This is a genomic window from Thalassobaculum sp. (genome assembly GCF_965223715.1).
Taxonomy (GTDB): Bacteria; Pseudomonadota; Alphaproteobacteria; order Thalassobaculales; family Thalassobaculaceae; genus Thalassobaculum.
In genome coordinates this window covers 3,415,364-3,439,319 of the sequence record NZ_OZ245012.1, presented here as the reverse complement: position 1 = coordinate 3,439,319, position 23,956 = coordinate 3,415,364, and the positions used below count along the sequence as shown (strand labels likewise).

Sequence of the window (23,956 nt, the reverse complement as noted above, 5' to 3'; positions counted from 1 at the left end):
CCCGGCCTCGCGCCGGGATCCAGGGTGACGCTCGCTGGAGCGCGTCGGCCTAAACCTCGAACGCTCCAGCTGCTCTTATTCTAGGTCCCGGCGCAAGGCCGGGAAGACGGGGAGAGTGAGAGAGGGAAGAGCTGAACAGCCCTCCTAGAAGATCTTCCCCGGGTTCATCACGCCGTCCGGATCGATCGCCGCCTTGATGGCCTGCATCAGGGCGATCCGGCTCTGCGGGGTGTAGCGGCGGAAGTCCTCGCGCTTGAGGCCGCCGATTCCGTGCTCGGCCGAGAAGCTGCCGCCGAACTCGGCGCAGAGCGCGCTAATCCTGTCGGACATGTCGCCCTTGCGCTGGGTCCAGGCGTCGTCGCTCATGCCCTGGGGCTTGCGGATGCCGTAATGGATGTTGCCGTCACCCATATGCCCGAAGGTGTTGAGCTGCACGCCCTCCAGCTCGCGCTCGCACATCTCCCGGGCCTGGGCCAGGAACTCGGCGACCCGGCTGACCGGCACCGACACGTCGCAGGAGATCGACCCACCCTCGCGCCGGCCGGCCTCCGCCTGTTCCTCGCGGATGCGCCAGATCTGGGCACGCTGGGTCTCGCTCTCGGCGATCACGCCGTCGGTCACCAGCCCGCGCTCCATCGCCTCGCCGAAGATCGCCTCCAGCTTGCCGCGCAGGTCGTCGATCTCCGACGAGGTGGCCATCTCGACCAGCACGTACCAGGGCGACGGCGTGGCGATCGGGTCGACGATGCCCTCGATATGCTTGAGGGCGAGGTCGAAGCAGCGCCGGGGCATCAGCTCGAAGGCGATGACCGTGTCGCCCGACAGCTCCCGGGCGCGCGACAGCAGGGTCTGGGCGGCCTCCGGGTTCGGCACCGACAGCATGGCCGTCTCGCGCAGCTTCGGCCCCGGCATCAGGCGCATGGCGGCGGCCGTGATGATGCCGAGCGTACCCTCCGCCCCGATGAAGAGCTGCTTGAGATCATAGCCGGTGTTGTTCTTGCGTAGGGTGTTCAGCCCCTCGAACACCGTGCCGTCGGGCAGCACCACCTCAAGGCCCAGCACCTGCTCGCGGGCGTTGCCGAACTTGATCGTGTTGTTGCCGCCGGCATTGGTCGACAGCGTCCCGCCGACCGTGGAGGAGCCTTCAGAGGCGAGCGACAGCGGGTACAGACGTCCGACCTCGGACGCGGCCTTCTGCAGGGTCTGAATCACGCAACCGGCCTCGGCGACGACGGCGAAATTGTCGGCATCCAGCGAACGGATCTTCGTCATGCGGTCGAGGGAGACGACGATGGAAGGCTGCGGCTCGGTCGGGATCGAGCCCAGAACGAGGCCCGTGTTGCCGCCCTGGGCGGTGACCGCGATGCCGGCGTCATGGCAGATCCGCACGACCTTGGAGACCTGGTCGGTGCTGTCCGGGCGGGCGACCAGCAGGGCCTCGCCGACGGCGCCGCCGCGCCAGTCGGTGCGGTATTTCAGGGTGTCGGAGGGCTCCTCCAGCCACCCCTTCTCGCCGAGAACCTGCTTGATCTGGGTGATCGCCTCGGCAATCGCCTTGGCCGGAACGGACGACGGCGCGTCGACGTTCATCTGCTTCCTCCGGGTATGATCTTGTTTGTTTGCGCGATCATGCGGCGGCGGCAGCGTGGGAACAAGCCCGCGTCCGCATCCCGGCCACGCGGGGAGCGGTGGTGGCACGGGAAGCGGGCGCAGGCTCCGCCGGTAGGAGTCAGGTCGGCGGAAAGGCGGAAGTCAGTCTCGGGTCAGCCCAGGGCGCCGTGGCAGTGCTTGTACTTCTTGCCGGAGCCGCAGGGGCAGGGGGCGTTGCGCTGAACCTTGCCCCAGGTGGACGGATCGTTCGGATCCAACGCGACCCGCGAGGCGGCGGACCCGCGCTGGGGCGGGGGCACACCGTCGGTACCGGTGGCGCGCAGCTCCTGGTCGTCCTCGACGGTGCCGATCACGTCGCTGGCGAGTGCCGGATCGGCCCGGGTCTCGTGCATCTCGTGGGCCAGCCGTTCGGCGGCCATGCGCGCCTCGATCTCCTCCGGAGACTGGGTGCGGATCTCCAGATGCGACAGCATCGCGGTCACCTGGCCGCGCAGGTCGGCCAGCATCGCCTCGAACAGGGCGAACGCCTCGCGCTTGTACTCGTTCAGCGGATCCTTCTGGGCATAGGCCCGCAGGTTGATGCCCTGGCGCAGGTGGTCGAGCGACAGCAGGTGGTCCTTCCACTGCTGGTCCAGAAGCTGCAGCAGGAGCTGCTTCTCGGCCATGCGCATCAGGTCGCGGCCGAAATTGACGGTCTTCTCGGCCATGCGGCGGTTGGAGGCGTCGCGCACCCGCTCCAGGATCTCGCGCTCGGCGATGCCCTCTTCCTTGCCCCAGTCCTGGACCGGCAGGTTCAGGCCGAGCAGGCGCAGGATCTCGGCATGCAGGCCGTCGAGATCCCACTGCTCCGAATAGGTGCCTTCCGGGATCGCCCGGGCGACCATGTCCTCGATCACCTCCTGGCGCATGTCGGTGACCATCTCGTGGACGTCCGGCAGGCGCATGATCTCGCGGCGCTGCTCGTAGACGACCTTGCGCTGGTCGTTCATGACGTCGTCGAACTTCAGGAGCTGCTTGCGGATCTCGAAGTTGCGCGCCTCGACCTTCTGCTGCGCCTTCTCCAGGGCCTTGTTGATCCAGGGGTGGACGATCGCCTCGCCGTCCTGCAGGCCAAGCTTCTTCAGCATGCCGTCCATGCGGTCGGAGCCGAAGATCCGCATCAGGTCGTCTTCCAGGGACAGGAAGAACTTCGAGCGGCCCGGGTCGCCCTGACGGCCGGAGCGGCCGCGGAGCTGGTTGTCGATGCGGCGGCTCTCGTGACGCTCGGTGGCGATCACGCAGAGGCCGCCCTCCTCCAGCGCTTTCTTCTTGCCGGCCTCGACGTCGGCGGTGATCTCGGCGGTGATCTGGGCGCGCTTGGCCTCGTCCTCGACGCCCTCCAGGGCCTGGGCGAGGCGCATCTCGATATTGCCGCCGAGCTGGATGTCAGTACCGCGGCCGGCCATGTTGGTGGCGATGGTGACCGAGCCGGGACGGCCGGCCTGGGCGATGATGCGGGCTTCCTGCTCGTGGAAGCGCGCGTTCAGCACCTCGTGCGGGATCTTGCGCTGCTTCAGGACCTCGGAGACGGCCTCCGACTTCTCGATGGAGACGGTGCCGACCAGGACCGGTTGACCGCGCAGGCGGCATTCCTCGATCATCTCGACGACCGCGTCGTACTTCTCCCGCGCGGAGCGGTACACTTCGTCGTCATCGTCCTTGCGGGCGACCGGGACGTTGGTCGGGATCTCGACGACTTCCAGCTCGTAGATTTCCTGGAACTCGGCCGCCTCGGTCAGCGCGGTGCCGGTCATGCCGGCCAGCTTGGGATAGAGGCGGAAGTAGTTCTGGAAGGTGATCGAGGCCAGCGTCTGGTTCTCGTTCTGGACGGTGACCCGTTCCTTGGCCTCCAGCGCCTGGTGCAGGCCGTCGGAATAGCGCCGGCCTTCCATCGCGCGGCCGGTGAACTCGTCGATGATGACGACCTTGTCGTCCTTCACGATGTAGTCGGTGTCGAGCGAGAACAGCTTGTGGGCGCGCAGGGCCTGGTTGGCGTGGTGCACCAGGCTGACGTTGTGGACGTCGTAGAGGGCGCCGGTCTGCAGGATGCCGGCCTCGACCAGCAGGCGCTCGATCTCCTCGGTACCCTCGTCGGTCAGGGCGACGGTGCGCTGCTTCTCGTCCTTCTCGTAATGCTCTTCCTTGAGGCTCGGGATCAGCGCGTCGATCTTGCGGTACAGCTCGGAGCTGTCGTCGGCCGGGCCGGAGATGATCAGCGGCGTGCGCGCCTCGTCGATCAGGATGGAGTCCACCTCGTCGACGATGGCGTAGTGGAATTCCCGCTGGGCCATGTCCTCCAGCCGGAACTTCATGTTGTCGCGCAGGTAGTCGAAGCCGAACTCGTTGTTGGTGCCGTAGGTCACGTCGCAGGCGTAGGCCGCCTTGCGCTGGCTGTCGTCCAGGCCGTGGACGATGCAGCCGACCGTGAGGCCGAGGAAGTTGTAGATCCGCCCCATCCAGGCGGCGTCGCGCTTGGCCAGGTAGTCGTTCACCGTGACCACATGCACGCCCTTGCCGGGCAGCGCGTTCAGGTAGACCGGCAGCGTGGCGACGAGCGTCTTGCCTTCGCCGGTCTTCATCTCGGAGATCTTGCCCTGGTGCAGCACCATGCCGCCGAGCAACTGGACGTCGAAATGGCGCTGGCCGAGGACCCGCTTGGCCGCCTCGCGGACCACCGCGAAGGCTTCCACCATCAGATCGTCGACCGTTTCTCCGGCGGCCAGCCGCTCCCGGAAGGCCGCGGTCTTGGCCTGGAGCGCCTCGTCCGACAGCGCGGCCATCTCGCCCTCGAGGCCGTTGATGGCCTCGATGTGCTTTCGCAAGCCTTTGAGAATACGATCGTTTTGCGAGCCGAATATGGCTCTGGCAATGCCGCCGAACATGGATGGTCCCCGAAAAGTGCGCGCGCCAGCCGACGCGGCGGTTCGAGCAGCAGATTTAGGGGGCGAGCCCTGCCCTGTCAACGCAAGCAGGGTCGCGGGAAAATTCGCCGGAAGCGGGCGGATTTATTGCCTTTGGGTCAATGTTAACCCATTCTTAACCTATCATGGTGGACGCGATCATCCCTACGACGCCTACGATTGCCGTGGCCGTACAGAACGCTGCGGGTGCGGCGGGTGTGCGCGTGCGCCGTCGGGGCGAGCGGCCGGAGGACCCGCCGGGACGGGTCGAGGGTGAGGCCGAGGACGCTGCCAGTACCGACGACGCCCCGGTGACGATGACGCCGGCCCGTCGGGCGGCGATGCTGCGGGCCAACCGGGCCTATGGCGGCGCCGGAGCTGCGGTCGGCCAGCCCGAGGTCGTCATGTCCCGGGCGGCGGCGATCCTGGGCGGCGGCGATCTGCAGGCGATCCTGCGCCGGGCCGGCCAGGCCCTGCGCCAGATGGCGGAGACGTTGCTGGGCGTGCCGCCCGAGCGCACCGCCGGTCTCGCCGAAGCCTTTGCGGCCGAGGCGCTGGAATGGGTCCGCGTCGCCATCGCCCAGTACCGGACCTATGCCGCCGATCACGAGGAACTGCCGGTCGGCATCTCGTTCGAGGACGTGCGGCTGACCGTCGATGCCGGCCATGGCGGCCTCTCCATCGAGGTGGGCGGCGTGCATTTTCGCCGGGTCTTCACCTTCCGCACCAAGGGCGTGGTCTTCGACATCAGGGCCTCGGGCGCCGTGCACGACCCGAGCCCGGGCTTCTTCGTCGATTCAGGTGAGACCGAGGGCCAGGCCACCACGGCCAACGCCATCGTCGACAAGGCCCGCCGCGACCTGCCGCGCTTCGGCATCAGCAAGGACACCGAGGGGGTCTGCGTGCTGATCCGGGCCGAGGGCAGCGATTTCGACCCGGCGCGCGACGGCGGCTGGGTGATGGACCTCGACGTCCATGTCCCCTTCGACCCGACCTGGAGCGGCTGATGGATGCCATGGGCATCTTGCCGCGGCCGGAAATCGTCTCATCGTTGTGTCATGGCTCTGGGTGTACCAGGGCTTTCTTGTGGCCCACCGGGCGATCTGATACGCCTGCCGGCCATCGACGTCGGGCACCGACCCGTCGGACCGAGCCAGGCTGATCCGAGACGGGCACACAGACCCGTAATGAAAGTTTCGAAAGGACGTTCCATGCTCTCCCTGCGCCACGCGACCGCCGCCGCTTCGGTGGCGCTCAGCCTCGTACTCTGCGGACCGGTGGTCGCGCAGACGCCGGCTCCCGCCGCGGACGCCTCCGCCAACGACATGTCCACCGTGGTCGCCCGCGTCGGCGACAAGGAAGTGACCCTGGGCGAGCTGATGGTGATGCGCAGCCAGCTGCCGGCCCAGTACCAGCAGGTTCCGCTGGAGGCGATCTACGAGCCGATGCTGAACCGGGCGATCGACCAGATCCTGATCACCCGCGCGGCCCGTGCCAGCGGCATCGCAGACCAGGATGAGGTGAAGGCGAAGATCGAGGAGGCGGCCGACCAGGTGATCGCCGAGGCCTATCTGACTCAGACCATCGCGTCGGAGGTGACCGAGGACGCCCTGCGCAAGCGCTATGAGGAGGCGGTCGCCGGCCAGACCGGCGAGGAAGAGGCCAAGGCCCGCCACATCCTGCTCGACAGCGAGGAAGACGCCCAGGCGGTGATCGCCGAACTCGACGGCGGCGCCGACTTCGCCGAGCTGGCCGCCGAGAAGTCCACCGGCCCGTCGGCCGCCCAGGGCGGCGATCTCGGCTGGTTCCAGGCCGGCCAGATGGTCCCGGAATTCTCCTCCGCCGCCTTCGCGCTGGAGCCGGGTACCTATACCAAGGAGCCGGTGAAGAGCCAGTTCGGCTGGCACGTGATCCTGCTGGAGGAGAAGCGCACTGCCGACGCGCCGAGCTTCGAGGAGATGCACGACCAGCTCACCGCCGAGATGACCCGCGAGCTGATACAGACCCGTCTGGAAAAGCTCCGTGGCGAGGCCAAGATCGAGCGCTTCGGTCCGACCGGCCAGCCGCTCAATCCGGCCCAGTGACCGCCGGATCATCACCGCTGTCCCAACCTGCCCGCTAACCTCACGGAAGAACGACCATGAAGCCGCTGCCGGTTTCCCCTCTGGCGCCGACCAAGAAACAGACCCTGCCGCCGATCGCCGGCTGCCGCATGGCGGCCCGGGAGGCCGGGGTCCGGTACAAGGGACGCCGCGACGTGCTTCTCATGGCGTTCGATCCGGGGACCACGGTCGCCGGCGTGCTGACCCGCAACCAGATGCCCGGCGCGCCGGTCGACTGGTGCCGTCAGCACCTGCCCGCCGGCACCGCCCGCGGGCTGGTGGTGAATGCCGGCAACGCCAATGTCTTCACCGGCGCCCACGGGGCGATGGCCTGTGCGGAGACGGCGAAGGCGGCGGCGGCGGCCTTGGGCTGCACGCCCGAGGAGATCCTGCTGTCGTCGACCGGCGTGATCGGCGAGCCGATCCGGTATGAGCGGATCGTCGAGCATCTGCCGGCCGCCGAGGCCGAACTGACGGAGGACGCCTGGGAGACCGCGGCGGCCACCATCATGACCACCGACACCTTCGCCAAGACGGCGTCGCGCACCGCGAACATCCGCGGCGTGCCGGTGACCATCAACGGCATCGCCAAGGGCTCGGGCATGATCGCCCCCGACATGGCGACGATGCTGTCCTTCATCGTCACCGATGCCGCCCTGCCGGCCCCGGTGCTGAAGGCCCTGCTGACCCGCGGCGTGAACCGCAGCTTCAACGCGGTGACCGTGGACAGCGACCAGTCGACCAGCGACACGGTGCTGCTCTTCGCCACCGGCAAGGGCGAGACGCATGTGACCGTGGACGGGCCGGGCGATCCGGCCCTGCGCGATTTCCGCGCCAAGCTGGAGGACCTGCTGCACGACCTGGCCATGCAGGTGGTGCGCGACGGCGAGGGGGCGAGCAAGCTTGTCCGGATCGCCGTCACCGGTGCCGCCTCCGAGCGGGCGGCCAAGCGGATCGCCATGGTCATCGCCGACTCGCCCCTGGTGAAGACCGCCATCGCCGGCGAGGACGCCAACTGGGGCCGGATCGTCATGGCGGTCGGCAAGTCCGGCCAGAAGGCGGATCGGGACAAGCTGGCGATCTCCATCGGCGGCGTCGCGGTGGCCCGCGACGGCGTGCGCGTCGAAGGCTATGACGAGGCGCCGGTGACCGCCCACATGAAGGGCCGGGAGATCGATATCGAGGTGGATGTCGGCGTCGGCCGCGGCCGGGCCACCGTGTGGACCTGCGACCTGACCCACGGCTATATCGACATCAACGCCGATTACCGCAGCTAGGCGCGTCCATGGCCGAGAACAGCCTTCCGATCGTCCTGGTCGTGGCGGTGGCGCTGGTCGATGCCGACGGGCGCGTGCTGATCGCCAAGCGGCCGGAAGGCAAGAAGCTGGCCGGGCTGTGGGAGTTCCCCGGCGGCAAGGTCGATCCCGGCGAGACGCCGGAGGCGGCGCTGATCCGCGAGCTGCGCGAGGAGCTGGGCATCGACACCCACGAGAGCTGCCTTGCCCCGCTCACCTTTGCCAGCCACGCGTATGACGACTTCCACCTGCTCATGCCGCTCTATGTCTGCCGGCGGTGGAAGGGCGAGGTGGTCCGGCACGAGCATGCCGACCTGGCCTGGGTGCGGCCGATGCGGCTTCGGGACTACCCGATGCCGCCGGCCGACGCCCCGTTGGTGGCGATGATCCAGGACATTCTCGGCTGATCCCTCTCCCGGCGGACGGGAGCGATCAGAACAGGCCCAGGATGCGGCGGCGGCCATTGCGGCGGCCGTCGGCCGGATGGGTGTGGTCGGCGGGACGACGGTGGGTCGCCTCGTGATGCTGCCGGATCAGACGCTCGATCTGGTCTCCGGCACCGCCGGTTGCGGCATGGGCGAGAAGCAGAAGATGATTGCCGGTCATTTTATCTCTCCTTTCAGGAAAACGAGGCTTCGTTCCCGTTTGATGACTTGAATTTGGTCTGGATCGCGGGTTATCTCAAACGATGCTTTCTCACCTTATGTGTTAGAAAAAGTACCGTATGTCTGGACGCCGTCTCCCGCCGCTCAACGCCCTGCGCGCCTTCGAGGCCGCCGCCCGCCTGGAGAGCATGAGCCGGGCGGCCGACGAGCTGTCGGTCACCCACGCGGCGGTGAGCCATCAGGTGAAGGCGCTGGAGGAATGGGTCGGCCTGCCGTTGTTCCGGCGCGAGCATCGGCGCATCCGGCTGACCGAGGCCGGGGCGGACCTGCTACCGGTTCTGGGCCAGGCCTTCGACGCCATCGATACCCGTCTCGCCGACATCAGCGCGACGGGCGGACGCCGGATGCTGACGATCACCGCGGCGCCGTCGGTCGCCTATCGCTGGATCGTGCCGCGGCTGCCGGCCTTCAGCGCGCGCCACCCGGAGATTGACGTGCGCATCGAGCACTCCACCCGGCTGGTCGATCTGCGCCGGGAGCGGGCGATCGATGTGGGGTTGCGTTACGGCCGCGGCGGCTGGGACGGGTTGGAGCAGCACTGGCTGATCAGCGGCCATGCCCGGCCGATCGCCTCTCCCGGCCTGCTGGCGAAATACGGGCTCTCGGCGGCCGACTTGCCCCTCCCGGTGGAGGAGATCGCGAAACTGCCGCTGCACCACGAGGAGACGCGGCTGTGGTGGCGTCGCTGGTTCGAGAATAACGGGTTTCCCGAGGCCGACGTCTCGTCCGGCGCGGTGCTGTACGACGCCGGGTCGATCCTCGACCTGGCCCTGGCCGGGCATGGCGCGGTGCTCGGCCGGTTCGCCCTGGCGCGGGAGGCGATGAGCGCCGGTCTGCTGCTGCCGCTGCATGACTCGTATCTGGACGAGGATGCGGGCTACTGGTTCGTCTATGACCGGACCCGGGCCGACGAGCCCCATATCGCCGCCTTCCGGGAGTTCATCCTGGAGCAGATCGGCGAGGAGACCTGGCAGGACTGGCAGGTCTCCGACCGGGGCGGGGGTTAGCCGCCGGGCGTCTCGCCGGTGCCGGTCTCCGTGCCGCCGAGGGCGGAGGCCAGCCGGCTGGTGGCCGAGCCCGGGCGCAGCGGCTTGGGCTGGCTTGCCGCCGGCGCCCAGCCGGTCAGGTACAGGATCTGGAAGCGGGCCGGTATCCGGCCGTCCTCGCCGCCGAAGCGCTCGGCATAGGCCTGCGCCACGCCGCCGAGCAGGGCGCGCGTCATCGGCGCCTTGTGGCGCTCCAGCACCAGGTTGGTCTCGCCCATGCCGCGCAGGTCGCGCATCAGGTGCAGGGCGCTGTCGTAGGTCACGGTGATCGTGTCAGCGTCGACCACCGGCAGGGCGAAGCCGGCGCGCTGTAGCAGCCCGCCCGCGTCGCGCAGGTCGGCGAAGGGCGACACCCGGGGGCTGAGGCCCCCGGTCACCGCCACCTCCGCCTCGGCGAAGGCGTCGCGCAGCTCCACCAGGGTCTCGCCGCCGAGCAGAGCCACCAGCAGCAAGCCGTCCGGCTTCAGCGCCCGTCGGATCTGCGCCAGGGCGCCGGGCAGGTCGTTGACCCAGTGCAGCGACAGCGCGCCGAACACCGCGTCGAGCGAGCCGTCGGCGATCGGCAGGAACTCCTCGTCGAGGGCCAGGGCCGAACCCTCGGCGGCGCGGGCTGCCGCCCAGGAGGGGGCGAGGTCGCTCTGGATCAAGGTGTCGACCTTGCCGCTGGCGCGCAGCGCCCGGCCAAGCGCGCCGGACCGGGCGCCGATCTCCAGGGCCAGCGGAAAGCGCCGGCGGATATCCTCCAGCCGCTCGGCCAGCCGGTCGGCGACCTCCTCCTCCAGAAAGGCGAAGTCCCCATAGCCGCCCTGGGCGCGCTCGCGGCGCCGGCGCAGCAGGGAGCGGTCGAAGACACGCATCGTGTCGGGGAGCGATGATGGGGTCATGGCCGCCATATGGCGCAGGCGAGGGGGCAGGGGAAGAGAAAACAGGGGAAGAGAAAACAGGGGAAGAGAAAACCCGTCTGGACCTTCCATGGCCGCTTCATGGCCGTGCTCTCCCCCGTGGCGCCGCTGGCGCGCCGTCTGCTCGACCTGCTGCTGCCGCCGCGCTGCGGGCGCTGCGGGGTGGACGTGCCGGCCGACGCGACCCTGTGCCTGGACTGCTGGCGTGCGGTCACCTTCATCGGCGCCCCGTTCTGCGAGGTCTGCGGCATTCCGTTCGAGATCCGGCCCTTCGGCCGGGCGCTCTGCGGCGCCTGCCTCGCATCGCCGCCGGTCTTCGACCGGGCACGCTCGGCGGTGGTCTACGACGACGCCACCCGGTCCCTGATCCTCGCCTTCAAGCATGGCGACCGGCTGACGCTGGCCCCGCTCTTCGCCGCCTGGATGGGCCGGGCCGGTGCCGGGTTGTTGGAGGAGGCGGACCTGATCGTCCCGGTGCCGCTCCACCGATGGCGGTTGTTGTCGCGCCGGTACAACCAGGCGGCGGTCCTGGCCCATGCCCTGGGGCGTCAGTTCGGGGTGAATGTTGTCGACAGTTTACTGCTTCGCACCCGTCAAACCCCCAGCCAGGGTCGAAAGTCGGCCGCGCAACGAGCGCAAAACGTGCGTGGAGCATTCGCGCTACGGAATAACTGCGATGGGGCCGCGGAAGTGATCGAGGGCCGCCGGATAGTCCTCGTTGACGATGTTTTTACAACGGGAGCCACGGTTTCCGCGTGTACAAGCGTGCTCAGAAGGTCCGGTGCAAGGACCGTCGATGTCCTGACTCTCGCCCGAGTGACATAACTCACACAGATGAGACCGCTTTGCAAAAAGACCGGACTTTTCTTATCTACTTCCCAGCGACGTGTGCTTCACAGGAGGGGACCGAGATGGCCAAAGCGGCCAGGGTTGAAATTTACACGACCATGTTCTGTCCATATTGCTATCGCGCAAAGTCGCTGTTGGCGAACAAGGGTGTGGACTATGTCGAATATGACGTCGGCGGATCCAGCGACGCCCGCGCCAAGATGAGCGAGCGGGCCGACGGCCGGCACACCGTGCCGCAGATCTTCATCGCCGGCGAAGGCATCGGCGGTTCGGACGAGCTTGCGGAACTCGAGCGGACCGGTAAGCTGGACCATCTGCTCGGCGTTTCCCTGGTCTGAGGCACCCGCCTCCCGGTCCGAGCGTTCGATTTTGACGCCCGGAGGTCTCCGATGACCCGACTGACAGTCGCCTGCGTTCAGACCAACACCACCCGAGATCCGCTCGAGAATGTCGAGCGGGTCAGCCCCCTGATCCGGGAGGCCAAGGAGCGCGGCGCGCAGCTCATCACGACGCCGGAAGTCGTCGGCATGATCGAGCCCAAGCGCGAGCTGGCGCTGTCCAAGGCCAGGCCGGAGGGGACCCACGAGGTCCTCGCCGCCTTCCGCGGCCTCGCCGCCGAGCTGGGCGTGTGGCTGCTGGTCGGGTCGATCTCGATCAAGGTCTCCGACGACAAGATGGCCAACCGGAGCTTCCTGCTGGACGATCGCGGCCAGATCGTCGCCCGCTACTCCAAGATCCACATGTTCGACGTGCAGGTCGGCGACGGCCAGACCTACCGCGAAAGCAACACCTACCAGGCCGGGGACGAGGCGGTGATCGCCCAGACCCCCTGGGGCAAGATGGGCATGACCATCTGCTACGACATCCGTTTCCCCTACCTATACCGCAAGCTGGCCCAGGCCGGTGCGGAGGTGATCTTCGCCCCGGCCGCCTTCACCAAGGTCACCGGCGAGGCGCACTGGCACGTGCTGCAGCGCGCCCGGGCGATCGAGACGGGTTGCTACGTGGTTTCCGCCGCCCAGACCGGCGAACATGCGGAAGGCCGCAAGACCTTTGGCCATTCGGTGATCGTGGATCCCTGGGGTGCCGTCGTGGCCGATGCCGGCGAGGAGGTCGGTTTGATCACCGCCGAGATCGACCTTGCCAAGGTGGCCGAGGCCCGCGGCAAGGTGCCGTCGCTGACCCATGACCGGGTGGTGGGTGAGCCGGTGGTCTATGGCAGCGAGCTGCGCCAGGCCGGCGAGTAGCGCTAAGGAGCCCGAACCGCCACGACCCGCTGCTTGACGGCGTGGCGGGGCGCCTGCTCCTCCAGATCCTCGAAGGCCACCACCTGCAGTTCCGGGCGCACCGCGATCAGCAGCTCCTCGCGATGCAGCAGGAAGTCCGGGTTGCGCGGCCGGCCGAAACGCTCGTTGCCGGCGGCGAAGGTCTCGTAGATCAGCACGCCGCCGGGCGCCACCGACCGCACCAGGGCCGGGAAGAGCGGCCGGTGCAGATAGTTCACCACGACGACCCCGGCGAAGGTGCGGCCCTCCAGCGGCCAGGGCCGGCCGCTCTCCAGGTCGCGGGCGACGATCTCCACCTCCGGGTCGACCGCCATGTCGCTCACCTTCACCACGTCGCGGTCCAGCACGACGACCGGATGGCCGCGGTCGCGGAACATGCGGGCGTGACGGCCGGCACCGCAGGCGACGTCGAGCACGGTCCCCCCGGCGGGCACCATGGGGGCGAAACGGGCGACCCAGGCCGACGGCTCCTCCGGGGGCGTTTCGGCATCAGCTGTCGGGTCGGCCATCGTCGTCAGACCTCCACGCTGGCCGGCACCCGCGCCCCGGAGAAACCGCAGGCGGGGCTGGCGAGGCGGACGAAGACGCCGGTGATCTCCTCCGGCGTCGGCAGGCGGTTGGGATCCTCCTCGGGGAAGGCGGTCGCCCGCATCCCGGTGCGGACCTCCCCCGGATCGACCAGATTGACCCGGACCCGGCCGGACCGCGTCTCCGCCGCATAGGCCCGCGCCAGCGCCTCCAGCCCGGCCTTGGACGCCGCATAGGCGCCCCAGTCCGGCATGGCGCCCTGGGCAGCTCCGGAGGTCACCATCAGCACACGGCCGTTGGGGGCCGCCCGCAGCAGCGGGTCGAGCTCGCGCAGCAGCCGGAAGGTGGCGGTCAGGTTGACCGAGATCGCCTGATCGAAAACGGCATCCGGCACCTCGGCCAGGGGGGCGATCTCGCCCAGCACCCCGTGATTGGCCACCACCACGTCCAGCCGTCCCAGCTTCTCGCCGATTCGCTTTCCCAGCCCCTCGGTGGCGGCCGGGTCGGAGAGATCGAGGGCCAGGGTCGCGGCTTGGCCGCCGGCCTTGCGGATGCGGGCGGCGACGGCCTCCAGCTCGGCCTGGGAGCGGGCGGCCAGCACTACCCGAGCGCCCTCCGCCGCATACCGCTCGGCCACCGCCGCGCCGATCCCACGCGAGGCGCCGGTGACCAGGCAGGTGAGGCCCTTGAGCGCGCTTCCTCCGGCGGTGATCTCGGCAAGCGCCCGGTCGTCGCCGACCACGCCGATCTGCTCCAGGATGTCGTCGAGGACGAGGCGCAGGGTGTCGGCGATCCGGTCGATCTCGCGATGGGTGACGACGAAGGGCGGGGCGATGACCAGGGCGTCGCGCACTGCGCGGACGATCACGCCGCGGGCCTGCATCTGGTCGCGCACCACGGCGCCGACGAGCCCTTCCGGGTCGTACAGGATCTTCGGGTCGCGCTGCTGCACCAGCTCCACCGCGCCGATCAGGCCGAGGCTGCGCACCTCGCCCACCATCGGGTGGTCCGCCAGCCGGGCCAGGGCCTGGGCGAAATAGTCGGCGAGGTCGTCGCGCACCCGGCCGATCAGGTTCTCGCGCTCGATGATCTCCAGGTTGGCGAGCGCCACGGCAGCCGCCACCGGGTGGCCGGCATAGGTGAAGCCGTGGGCGAGGCCACCACTCTTCTCGATCAGGGTCTCGGCCACCCGGCGGCCGACCATGACGGCAGAGATCGGCTGGTAGCCCGAGGACAGGCCCTTGGCCAAGGCCATGAAGTCCGGGGTGAGGCCGAACTTTTCCGCCGCCGACCAGGCGCCGAGCCGGCCGAAGGCGCTGACCACCTCGTCCAGGGCGAACAGCACGTTGTGGCGGCGGCAGATCTCCTGCACTCGCGTAAGATACCCGTTCGGCGGAATGATGACGCCGCCGGCGCCCTGGACCGGCTCGACCACCACCCCGGCGACCCTGTCGGCGCCCAGCTCCAGGATCTTCGCCTCGATCCAGCCCGCAGCCCGTTCGGCGAAGGCTTCGTCGCTCTCGCCCGGTTCGCCGTGGCGGAACTTGTAGGCGGTGTCCACATGCGCGAACCCGGCGAGCGGCAGACCGCCCTGGGCCTGCATGGCGAGCGTGCCGCCCAGGCTGATCGTCGCCAGGGTGGAGCCGTGATAGCCCTCCTCCCGGCCGATCATGATCGTCTTGTCCGGCTGGCCCTTCAGCTCCCAGAACAGCCGGCAGAACCGCACGATGGTGTCCAGCGCCTCGGAGCCGGAATTGGCGAAGACCACATGGTCGAGGCCGTCCGGCATCAGCTCGGCCAGCTTCGCCGCCAGGGCCGCAGTGGGTGCGGTCGTGGTCTTGAAGAAGGTGTTGTAATAGGCGAGGCGCCGCATCTGGTCGGACGCGACCTCGGCCAGTTCCGTGCGGCCATAGCCGACATTGACGCACCACAGCCCGGCCAGGGCGTCGAGATAGAGCTTGCCGTCCTCGTCCCACAGGGTGCTGCCCTTGCCCCCGGCCATGACGATCGGCGCGTCCTCCTGCAGCACCTTGGGATCGGTGAACGGGTGCAGGTGATGGTCGCGGTCGAGGCGTGCCAGGTCGGACGGGGTCGCGGGCATTGCGGGCCTCTGTCTGCGGTGGCGGGCGTCCTTCGATGCTGGAACGGCAGCCTGTGACCGCTATATTACCGTCATGTCTGTGATTGGTTGACCGATGATCCGTTACCGCCTGCGCTGCAACGCCGAGCACGAGTTCGAGGCCTGGTTCCAGAACAGTTCCGCCTTCGAGAAACAGGCCGAATCGGGCCTGTTGTCCTGTCCGGACTGCGGCTCGTCCCAGGTGACCCGCGCCCTCATGGCGCCGGCCCTGCAGGGCACCCACCGGGAGACCCTCCCGGTCCCGGCCGAGCCGCCGAGCGCCGAGCAGAAGCAGGTCGCCACCCAGGCGCTTGCGCTGAAACAGCAGCTCCTCAGCCTGCGCCGCAAGATCGAGGAGAATTTCGACAATGTGGGCGACCGCTTCGCCGAGGAGGCCCGCAAGATCCATTACGGCGACAGCGACCCGCGCGGGATCTACGGCGACACCACCCCCCAGGAGCGCGAGGCGCTGGCCGACGAGGGGATCGAGGTCAGCTCCATCCCCTGGCTGCGCGACGATGCCTGATCGCGCGGGAGCCTGAGATGCATGTGGTGATCTTCGAGGTGGAGCCGAAGGACGGCTGCCGGGACAGCTATTTCGAGATGGCCGCCGCCCTGCGCGCCGAGCTCGAGACGGTGGAGGGCTTCATCTCGGTGGAGCGGTTCGAGAGCCTGGTGACCCCGGGCAAGATCCTGTCGCTCTCCACCTGGGAGGACGAGGCGGCGATCCGGCGCTGGCGCGAGCGGTCGGCCCATTACGCGGCCCAGTCGGCCGGCCGCGACAGCCTGTTCGCCCGGTACCGCATCCGGGTGGCGGAGGTCGGCCGCGACTACGACCGCGAGACCTCGCCCTGGCGGACGTGAACCCACACGTCCCGCTCGTCTTCCCGGCCTCGCGCCGGGACCGAGACCGCCGCGCGCTGGAGCGCCGGTGAATCAATCTCTGGCGCCGCAGCGGGATCCGCCCTGGGTCCCGGCGCGAGGCCGGGAAGACGCGAGGGGTGTTTCGTTCACCTCATCCCCCGTCATCCTGAACTCGTTTCAGGATCAAGCCGCTCCCTCGGTCAGAGGCAGGATCCTGATTGACATCAGGATGACGGAGAAGGCGACGGCATGACACAGCGTGACCCCGCTGAATTCGCCTTTCCTTTCCTCCGCGACAGCTTATCTATCCGGACATGAGCGACATCGATTCCGAACGCAATTCGTTGGGTGGGCGCGTGCGCCGCTATGCCCGGGTCGGCAGCGCGGTGGGCGGGCTCGCCGCCCGGCTGGCGGGGGAGCGCTATCTCGGCCTCAGCGTCGACAAGGCGGAACATGCGGCCGACCTGAAGGCCGCACTTGGCGGGCTCAAGGGGCCGCTGATGAAGGTGGCGCAGATCCTGTCCACCGTGCCCGACGCCCTGCCCAAGGAATATGTCGACGAGCTGAGCCATCTGCAGTCGAACGCGCCGGCCATGGGCTGGCCGTTCGTGAAGCGGCGGATGACCACTGAACTCGGCGCCGGCTGGCAGAAGAAATTCGCCGAGTTCGAGCGCGAGGCCGCCTCGGCCGCCTCCCTCGGCCAGGTCCATCGCGGCGTGCTGCATGACGGCCGCAAGGTCGCGGTGAAGCTGCAGTACCCGGACATGTCGTCGGCCGTGGAGGCCGACCTGCGGCAGCTCGACTGGGTGTTCAAGCTGTATCGGCGCTACGACACGGCGATCGACCCGTCGCTGATCCACACCGAGCTCTCGGCCCGGCTGCGCGAGGAGCTGGATTACGGCCGCGAGGCCCGGCACATGGCACTGTACCGCCATATGCTGGCCGAGGAGTCGGCGGTGCATGTGCCCGAGGTGGTGGACGACCTGTCGACCAACCGGCTGATCACGATGACCTGGCTGGACGGCACGCCGTTCATGAAGTTCCTGGAAGGGGACCCGGACATCGAGACCCGCAACCGGGTCGCCCACAACATGTTCAGGACCTGGTACGTGCCGTTCTACTTCTTCGGCGTGATCCACGGCGACCCGCATCTGGGCAACTACACGATCCGCGACGACGGCTCGATCAACCTGCTGGATTTCGGCTGCATCCGGGTGTTCCCGCCGGCCTTCGTGAAGGGCGTGATCGACCTGTACCGGGCGTTGCGCGACGACGACGAGGAGCTGGCGGTCCAGGCCTATGCGAGCTGGGGCTTCACCGATCTCGACCGCGAGACCATCGACGTGCTCAACGTCTGGGCGCGCTTCCTCTACGGCCCGCTGATGGAGGACCGCACCCGCAAGATCCAGGAGAGCGGGAGCGGCCTCTACGGCCGCGAGATCGCCGAGAAGGTGCATGGCGAGCTGAAGCGGCTGAGCGGCGTGCGCCCGCCGCGCGAGTTCGTGCTGATGGACCGCGCCGCCCTGGGCCTTGGCTCGGTCTTCATGCACCTGAAGGCGGAGGTGAACTGGTACCGCCTGTTCCACGACCTGATCGGCGAGTTCGACGTGGAGACCCTGGCCCGGCGCCAGGATGCCGCCCTGTCCGCCGTCGGCCTCGATCGCCCGGAATAGCGGCCGGCCGACCGGCGGGACAGATTGTCGCGGCAGTGCCCGACCCCGGTCCACGCGGGCCGGGAAGCGGGCCCCTGTCTGCCCGGAAGAGCCAGGCGGACGGGGCCGGATTGAGGGCATGGTCGCAAAGCGGGAATCGTCGATTTTCCCCCTAGACGCGCATGCCGCCGATGCTACCGTTGGCAGATCCAAGACTAAAAATAACCAAAAAAGTCCAATACCGGAGGAAACGACAGATGAAACGCACCATCATGGTTGCTTGGGCAATCGTTGCCATGGCCACGGTTGCCCTGGTCAACGGTCCCGCCCGCGCCGAATATCCCGAGCGCCCGATCCAGGTGATCGTGCCCTGGTCCGCCGGCGGCGGCACCGACGCCACCGGCCGGATGATCGCCAAGATCATGCAGGACGAGCTCGGCGTGCCGGTGAACGTGGTCAACCGCACCGGCGGCGGCGGCGTCGTCGGCCACCAGGCCATCGCCTCGGCCAAGCCGGACGGCTACACGATCGGCATCGTCACGGTCGAGATCGCGATGATGCATTGGATCGGCCTGACCGAACTCAGCTACAAGGACTACACCCCGATCGCGCTGTACAACGCCGATCCGGCCGGCGTGTCCGTCAACATCGACTCCAAGTACAACGACGTCGGCGCCCTGCTGGCTGACGCCAAGGCCAACCCCGGCAGCATGAAGGCCTCGGGCACCGGCCAGGGCGGCATCTGGCACCTGGCGCTGGCCGGCATGCTGGTCGAGGCCGGCATGGATTCCAGCGCGATCGGCTGGGTCCCGTCCCAGGGTGCGGCTCCGGCCTTCGCCGATCTCGCCGCCGGCGGCATCGACGCGGTCACCGCCTCGGTGGTCGAGGCCCGGGCGCTGATGGAGGCCGGCAAGGTCAAGGTGCTCGCCGTCATGAACGACACGCGCCTGGACGCCTTCCCGGACATCCCGACCCTGACCGAGGCCGGCGGCCCGAACTGGCAGACCGCCGCCTGGCGCACCGTCGCCGGCCCGAAGGGCCTGCCGGCGGACGTGCAGGCCAAGCTCGCCGCCACGGTGGAGAAGGTCTACAACAGCCAGGAGTTCAAGGACTTCATGGCGAACCGCGGCTTCGGCATGATCTGGGGCGGCCCGGATGACCTCGCCAAGCACTACGAGACCTCGGATGCCGACTACGGCAAGGTCCTGAAGGCGGTCGGTCTGGCCAAGTAAGGCCCGACCCTCCCCTTCCCAAAACACCTCATCCGGGTGGCGACATGCGGTTCAACGACGCGATCCTCGGGATCGTTCTGATCGGGTTCGCGGCATTGGCCGCGGCCGGCACCCTGGAGTTCCCACAGGTGCCGGGCCAGAATTATGGCTCGGCACTCTTCCCGCGGCTGCTCTGCGCGGGCTTCGCCATCGGCGGTCTGCTCCTGATCCTCTCGGGCTGGCGCAACCGGGCGACCCAGCCTCTGCTGGATACCGACGACTGGGCCCGCTCCCCGGGCCAGCTATTCACCCTGGCGCTCGCGATCGGCGGTGTCGTCTTCTACATCCTGGTCTCCGAGTGGCTCGGCTTCATCCCTACCGCCTTCCTGGTGGTGTTCGTGCTGATGCTCCGCCTGCGCGGCCGGTGGATCAGCTCCGCCGTGATCGCCGCGGCCGTGACGCTCGCCATTCACCAGATCTTCTACGGCCTGCTGCTCGTGCCGCTGCCCTGGGGCGTGCTCGAGTCCGTGGTCTACTGAGGTTTCGATGGACCCCTTCCTGCAAGCCCTGCCGCTGGTCTTCAACCTCGAAGTCCTGACCACCATGGCGATCGCCGCGATCTTCGGCCTGCTCGTCGGCTCGGTCCCCGGACTGACCGCGACCATGGCGACCGCCCTGCTGGTGCCGCTGACCTTCTTCATGGACCCGGTCCCGGCCATCGCGGCGATGGTGACCGCCACGGCCATGGCGATCTTCGCCGGCGACATTCCTGGCGCCCTGCTCCGCGTACCCGGCACCCCTGCCTCGGCCGCCTATGCAAGCGAAGCCTTCGCCATGACCCGCAAGGGGCTGGCCGAGCGTGCGCTCGGTACCAGCCTGGTCGGCTCGGCCATCGGCGGCATGTTCGGTACCCTGGTGCTGGTGTTGTCGGCGCCGCAGCTCGCCGAGGTGGCGCTGCAGTTCACCCAGTTCGAGTACTTCTGGCTCGCCTGCCTCGGCCTGACCTGCGCGGTCTTCGTGTCGACGGCGAGCCCGCTCAAGGGCGCGATCTCGCTGATCATCGGCCTGTTCATCGCGACCGTGGGCATCGACATCACCGCGGGCTACCCGCGCTATACCCTGGGCATTCCCGATCTGCTGGGCGGGGTTGCGTTCATTCCGGCCATGATCGGCATGTTCGCCGTGGCCGAAATCCTGCGCAACATGGTCGCCACCCAGGCCGCCGAGCCGCCGGCGCTGAGCCGGCTGATGCATCTGTTCAACGGGCTCGGGGGCGTGTTCCGGCGCTACTGGAAGGGCGTGGCGCGGGGCAGCGTGCTCGGCACCGCCGTGGGCATCCTTCCCGGGGCCGGCGGCGACATCGCCGCCTGGGTGTCCTACGCGCTGAGCAAGAAGCTGTCGAAGGAGCCGGAGAAATTCGGCACCGGCCATGTGGAGGGTATCGTCGATGCCGGTTCCGCCAACAACGCGGCGCTGAGCGGCGCCTGGGTTCCCGCCCTGGTCTTCGGCATTCCGGGCGATTCGATCACCGCCATTGTGATCGGCGTGCTCTATGTGAAGGGCATGAACCCCGGCCCGACCGTCTTCATCCATTCGCCGGAGCTGATCTACGGCGTGTTCGTTACCTTCTTCATCGCGAACATCGTGCTGATCCCGTTCGGCTTCGCCGCCATCGGTCTCGCCCGGTACATCCTGCGCATCCCGCGCGGCATCATCTGGCCGATCGTGCTGCTGTTCTCCACCGTCGGCGCTTATGCCATCGACAACAGCCTGTTCGGCGTCGTGATCATGCTGGTCATGGGCATCCTCGCCTTCGTCATGGAGGAGAACGGCTTCCCGGTGGCGCCGGCGATCCTGGGCCTGGTGCTGGGGCCGATGCTGGAGGGCAACTTCATGACCGCGATGATCAAGGCGGACGGCCACCTGCTCGCCTTCTTCGAACGGCCGATCGCCGCCGTGCTCGGCGTGATCACCCTGTCGGTCTGGTTCCTGCCGGTGGTCATGAAGCTCTGGCGCAGCCGATCGGCCGGCGGCGACGCCGTCTCCTAAAGGATCGGCTGATCGGCCGGCGCGCCGTCGACCACACTCAGCACCGAGTTGCCGGGCAAGGCACCCGGGAAGCTCGAGAGCAGGGCGTAGGTCGCCGCCCGGGTCGATGGCGGGTGGGCGAAGGCGGCGGCGACGCTGTCGAACCAGGGCAGGTCTGCCTCGGCCACCTCCCGGCGGCGCACCGCCTCGGCCGCGGGTCCCCAGGTGTCCCAGGGCAGCAGCTCGATCCCGGCCAGGCACGCGGCGTCGCGCAGCAGGCTGCCGGCGGCGAACCAGTCCCCGGAGATGCCGATCGCCGAGGCCCCCAGGGTGGCGGGGTCGAGGGTTCCGGCCCGGACCGCCTGCCAGGCCCGTGCCCCGGTCAGAAACCGGCGGCGGGGCAGGTCGGCGATGTTGAAGGTCACGCCGAAGCGGTTGCGCATCCGGGGGCCGAGTTCCGGGTCGAACAGTTTCCAGTCGCCGCCGCGCCGGTACTCGCAGACCCAGTGATCGTCCCAGAAGCCCGGCGAGAAATAGTCCGCGAAGCCGACCCGGATACGCGCCTCCACCCCGGCCATCCGCAGGACGGCGGTGGCAACCAGGGCGAAGTCGTGGCAGGTGCCGTAGAGCAGGTCGGCCGGCGCCCGGCGCTCGGTCAGCGGCCGCGGATCGCGCGCCAGGGCGGTCTCGAGCAGCCGCGCGAGGGTACGGGCCGAGGCGTCGTTCCGCGCCCGCTCCGGCACGCCCGTTCCCTCGGCATGGGCGATGCCCACATGGATCAGGATGTTCTCCAGCGCCGTCGCCAGGGCGTGCGGCTCCGACGGCAGCTCCGCCAGGCGCCTGGAGAGGCCGCCCGGATTGCTCCAGGCGGTCTGCACGATGTGACTCACGCCGAGGCCTCGTTCGCCGTATTGGTTGCGCGACTATACGACGATTACCGGCAAGCCGAGTACCCGTACTGACGGGAGGGTCAGTAGCCCCGATCCAGGTCGACCAGCCCGGTCGGCGTGGCGCCGGAGCGGATGCGTCGGATGTTCTCGGCGAACACGATGGAGGCGGTCGGCGGATTCACCTCGGCGGCGATATGCGGGGTGATGTAGATCCGCTCGTCGCTCCAGAACGGATGGTCGGCCGGCAGCGGTTCCTGCCGGAACACGTCGAGCGCCGCGGCCGAGAGCTGGCCCGAATCCAAGGCCGGGATCAGGTCCTCCTCCACCAGATGGCCGCCGCGGCCGACATTCACCAGCAGGGCGCCCTTGGGCAGCTTGGCGAACAGCCCGGCGCAGAGCACCCCCTCGGTCTGACCGGTCAGCGGCAGCAGGCAGACCACCACGTTGGACCGCCCCAGCAGGGCGTCCAGTTCCGCCGCCCCCGAGACCGAGGCCACGCCGTCGACGGACCGGGGCGAGCGGGTCCAGCCGGTATTGGCGATCTCCAGGGCGGTCAGCGCCCGGCTCAGATGCTCGCCGAGCGTGCCGAGGCCGAGGATGGCGACGTGCAGTTTGCGGTGGTCGAAGGCCTCGCTCATGGGCCAGACATGCTGGGCGGCCAGCCGCTCGAACTTGTCGGCCTTGCGGTGCCAGCGCAGGATCTGCAGCACGATGTGATGGGTCATCGAGCCGGCCATGAACGGATCGATCAGCCGGGCGATCGGCACGTGGGTCGGCCGCTCCGGGTCGTCCAGGATGTGGTCGACGCCGGCGCCGATCGACTGGGCCAGCTTCAGGTTCGGGAAGCGCGCCATCACCCCGTGGGGCAGGCGCCAGGAGATCGACACGTCCACCCGCGCGAGGTCGTCGCCGGTGATCTCCAGGGACGGACGGGCGTCCACGCCGGGCATCTCCGCCTTCAGCGCCGCCACCCAGGCCGAGGGGCCATCGCCGGTGCTGTGGACCGCGACGATCGGGTTCTCGATCGCGCCCATCAGTATTTCCGCTCGCGGCTGACCATGTTGATCGGAGTCTGGCCGGCGAAAATGCGGCGGATGTTCTCCGCCACCTGGTCGGCGCCGCTCTCGGCATTGGTCTGGGCCGAGACATGGGGCCAGACCTGAACCTTCGGATGGGTCCAGAACGGGTGGTCCTTCGGCAACGGCTCGGTGCGGAACACGTCGAGCGAGGCGCCGGCGATGTGCCCGCTGTCTAGGGCGGCCAGCACGTCCTCCTCCACCAGTTGGGCGCCGCGGCCGGAATTCACCACGAAGGCGCCCTTGGGCAACTTGGCCAGGGTGTCGGCGTTGATGATATCCGTGGTCTCAGGCGTCAGCGGCAGCAGGCAGCACAGGATGTCGGTGCGGGCCAGGAACGCGTCGAACTCGGCCTCTCCGGCGAAGCTCGTCACGCCGTCGATCTCCTTGCGGGTGCGCGACCAGCCGGCAACGTCGAAGCCCAGAGCGGCGATGGTGGTCGCCGCCTGGGCGCCGAGTGCGCCCATGCCGAGGATGCCGACCCGCTTCGTGGAGGTCTCCGGTGCCGGCAGCTTCACCCAGCGGCCCTCGCGCTGGAACTGCTCGTACTCCATGCCCTGGCGGTGGAAGCGCAGCACCTGCAGCAGCACCCATTCCGCCATGGCCTGGGCCATCCACGGATCGACGATGCGCAGGATCTGCGCGCCATCCGGCAGGTTGGGCTCGGCGAAGATATGGTCCACCCCCTGGCCCAGCGAGCAGATCGCCTTCAGGTTGGTCATGCCGTCATAGGCGCCGGCCGGAACCTTCCAGACCAGGGCGAACTCGATGTCCTCCTTGTTGCCGACATCGGGCCAGACCCGGAAATCGAGACCGGGAATGCGCTTGGTCAGCGCGTCACGCCACTGGTCGGGATTGTCGTTTTCGGTGCGGAACAGGACGGCGGGCATGGA

The 23,956-nt window shown here is 68.7% G+C and carries 23 protein-coding genes; 14 read left to right on the top strand and 9 right to left on the bottom strand.

Annotation, left to right across the window (positions count from 1 at the left end; translation table 11 throughout):
- Positions 1-144 precede the first annotated feature (144 nt).
- On the bottom strand, positions 145-1,590 hold the full coding sequence (locus ACOQOP_RS15850; protein WP_420562782.1) for an FAD-binding oxidoreductase: 1,446 nt from the start codon (positions 1,588-1,590) through the stop codon (positions 145-147).
- Positions 1,591-1,763: 173 nt separating this feature from the next.
- Positions 1,764-4,532, bottom strand: a complete 2,769-nt coding sequence (gene secA, locus ACOQOP_RS15845) for a preprotein translocase subunit SecA (protein WP_420562781.1) — start codon at positions 4,530-4,532, stop codon at positions 1,764-1,766.
- Between the two features lie 203 nt (positions 4,533-4,735).
- On the opposite strand from secA, the gene ACOQOP_RS15840 reads away from it, so the two are divergent.
- The 4 genes from ACOQOP_RS15840 (at position 4,736) to ACOQOP_RS15825 (ending at position 8,354) form a co-directional block, all read left to right on the top strand.
- Complete coding sequence (locus ACOQOP_RS15840; protein WP_420562780.1) at positions 4,736-5,557, top strand: hypothetical protein; 822 nt, start codon at positions 4,736-4,738, stop codon at positions 5,555-5,557.
- A 204-nt stretch (positions 5,558-5,761) separates the two neighbouring features.
- Entirely contained in the window at positions 5,762-6,634 is an 873-nt protein-coding gene (locus tag ACOQOP_RS15835; protein ID WP_420562779.1) for a peptidylprolyl isomerase, read from the top strand.
- A 56-nt stretch (positions 6,635-6,690) separates the two neighbouring features.
- A complete protein-coding gene (gene argJ / locus ACOQOP_RS15830; protein WP_420562778.1) occupies positions 6,691-7,929 on the top strand; it encodes a bifunctional glutamate N-acetyltransferase/amino-acid acetyltransferase ArgJ in 1,239 nt (412 codons plus the stop codon).
- Between the two features lie 8 nt (positions 7,930-7,937).
- Positions 7,938-8,354, top strand: coding sequence for a (deoxy)nucleoside triphosphate pyrophosphohydrolase (locus ACOQOP_RS15825; RefSeq protein ID WP_420562777.1), 417 nt, complete (start codon positions 7,938-7,940; stop codon positions 8,352-8,354).
- Positions 8,355-8,379: 25 nt separating this feature from the next.
- Here the strand turns inward: ACOQOP_RS15825 and ACOQOP_RS15820 are convergent, their stop codons facing one another.
- Complete coding sequence (locus ACOQOP_RS15820; protein WP_420562776.1) at positions 8,380-8,553, bottom strand: hypothetical protein; 174 nt, start codon at positions 8,551-8,553, stop codon at positions 8,380-8,382.
- A 118-nt stretch (positions 8,554-8,671) separates the two neighbouring features.
- On the opposite strand from ACOQOP_RS15820, the gene ACOQOP_RS15815 reads away from it, so the two are divergent.
- Positions 8,672-9,619, top strand: a complete 948-nt coding sequence (locus ACOQOP_RS15815; protein WP_420562775.1) for a LysR substrate-binding domain-containing protein — start codon at positions 8,672-8,674, stop codon at positions 9,617-9,619.
- On the opposite strand, the gene ACOQOP_RS15810 is transcribed toward ACOQOP_RS15815, so the two are convergent.
- Positions 9,616-10,515 (bottom strand): methyltransferase domain-containing protein, encoded by a 900-nt coding sequence (locus tag ACOQOP_RS15810; protein ID WP_420562774.1) that lies wholly within the window; start codon positions 10,513-10,515, stop codon positions 9,616-9,618. The two genes, ACOQOP_RS15815 and ACOQOP_RS15810, sit on opposite strands and share 4 nt — an antisense overlap.
- 126 nt (positions 10,516-10,641) lie before the next feature.
- Between ACOQOP_RS15810 and ACOQOP_RS15805 the strand changes: the two genes are divergently transcribed.
- The 3 genes from ACOQOP_RS15805 (at position 10,642) to ACOQOP_RS15795 (ending at position 12,656) form a co-directional block, all read left to right on the top strand.
- Positions 10,642-11,385 (top strand): ComF family protein, encoded by a 744-nt coding sequence (locus ACOQOP_RS15805; RefSeq protein WP_420562773.1) that lies wholly within the window; start codon positions 10,642-10,644, stop codon positions 11,383-11,385.
- An 86-nt stretch (positions 11,386-11,471) separates the two neighbouring features.
- The gene (gene grxC, locus ACOQOP_RS15800; RefSeq protein WP_420562772.1) at positions 11,472-11,747 is read left to right on the top strand and encodes a glutaredoxin 3; all 276 of its coding nucleotides are present in this window, start codon (positions 11,472-11,474) and stop codon (positions 11,745-11,747) included.
- A gap of 51 nt (positions 11,748-11,798) precedes the next feature.
- Entirely contained in the window at positions 11,799-12,656 is an 858-nt protein-coding gene (locus ACOQOP_RS15795) for a carbon-nitrogen hydrolase family protein (RefSeq protein WP_420562771.1), read from the top strand.
- Between the two features lie 2 nt (positions 12,657-12,658).
- Here ACOQOP_RS15795 and ACOQOP_RS15790 read toward each other — a convergent pair whose 3' ends face one another.
- Together ACOQOP_RS15790 and ACOQOP_RS15785 are read right to left on the bottom strand one after the other, a co-directional pair.
- Positions 12,659-13,204 carry a class I SAM-dependent methyltransferase gene (locus ACOQOP_RS15790; protein ID WP_420562770.1) on the bottom strand — a complete coding sequence of 182 codons (546 nt, stop codon included), beginning with the start codon at positions 13,202-13,204 and terminating at the stop codon, positions 12,659-12,661.
- Between the two features lie 5 nt (positions 13,205-13,209).
- Entirely contained in the window at positions 13,210-15,324 is a 2,115-nt protein-coding gene (locus ACOQOP_RS15785; protein WP_420562769.1) for an aminotransferase, read from the bottom strand.
- A gap of 94 nt (positions 15,325-15,418) precedes the next feature.
- Here ACOQOP_RS15785 and ACOQOP_RS15780 point away from each other — a divergent pair, with 94 nt between their 5' ends.
- The 6 genes from ACOQOP_RS15780 to ACOQOP_RS15755 all read left to right on the top strand — a co-directional run bounded on the left by ACOQOP_RS15780 (position 15,419) and on the right by ACOQOP_RS15755 (position 21,118).
- On the top strand, positions 15,419-15,868 hold the full coding sequence (locus tag ACOQOP_RS15780; protein ID WP_420562768.1) for a DUF1178 family protein: 450 nt from the start codon (positions 15,419-15,421) through the stop codon (positions 15,866-15,868).
- 17 nt (positions 15,869-15,885) lie between these two features.
- Positions 15,886-16,206, top strand: coding sequence for an antibiotic biosynthesis monooxygenase family protein (locus ACOQOP_RS15775; protein ID WP_420562767.1), 321 nt, complete (start codon positions 15,886-15,888; stop codon positions 16,204-16,206).
- A gap of 314 nt (positions 16,207-16,520) precedes the next feature.
- Positions 16,521-17,879, top strand: a complete 1,359-nt coding sequence (locus ACOQOP_RS15770) for an ABC1 kinase family protein (protein ID WP_420562766.1) — start codon at positions 16,521-16,523, stop codon at positions 17,877-17,879.
- 236 nt (positions 17,880-18,115) lie between these two features.
- Positions 18,116-19,090 carry a tripartite tricarboxylate transporter substrate binding protein gene (locus ACOQOP_RS15765; protein WP_420562765.1) on the top strand — a complete coding sequence of 325 codons (975 nt, stop codon included), beginning with the start codon at positions 18,116-18,118 and terminating at the stop codon, positions 19,088-19,090.
- A gap of 44 nt (positions 19,091-19,134) precedes the next feature.
- A complete protein-coding gene (locus ACOQOP_RS15760; protein WP_420562764.1) occupies positions 19,135-19,608 on the top strand; it encodes a tripartite tricarboxylate transporter TctB family protein in 474 nt (157 codons plus the stop codon).
- Positions 19,609-19,615: 7 nt separating this feature from the next.
- Positions 19,616-21,118: a tripartite tricarboxylate transporter permease gene (locus ACOQOP_RS15755; protein ID WP_420562763.1), complete on the top strand. Its 1,503-nt coding sequence runs from the start codon at positions 19,616-19,618 to the stop codon at positions 21,116-21,118.
- On the opposite strand, the gene ACOQOP_RS15750 is transcribed toward ACOQOP_RS15755, so the two are convergent.
- From ACOQOP_RS15750 to ACOQOP_RS15740, 3 genes are all read right to left on the bottom strand, one after another.
- Positions 21,115-21,987 (bottom strand): transglutaminase domain-containing protein, encoded by an 873-nt coding sequence (locus tag ACOQOP_RS15750; RefSeq protein WP_420562762.1) that lies wholly within the window; start codon positions 21,985-21,987, stop codon positions 21,115-21,117. The genes ACOQOP_RS15755 and ACOQOP_RS15750 overlap by 4 nt on opposite strands.
- Before the next feature lie 80 nt (positions 21,988-22,067).
- A complete protein-coding gene (locus ACOQOP_RS15745; protein ID WP_420562761.1) occupies positions 22,068-23,021 on the bottom strand; it encodes a 2-hydroxyacid dehydrogenase in 954 nt (317 codons plus the stop codon).
- Positions 23,021-23,953, bottom strand: coding sequence for a 2-hydroxyacid dehydrogenase (locus ACOQOP_RS15740; RefSeq protein ID WP_420562760.1), 933 nt, complete (start codon positions 23,951-23,953; stop codon positions 23,021-23,023). The genes ACOQOP_RS15745 and ACOQOP_RS15740 overlap by 1 nt, the downstream gene beginning before the upstream one ends.
- Positions 23,954-23,956: the final 3 nt, after the last annotated feature.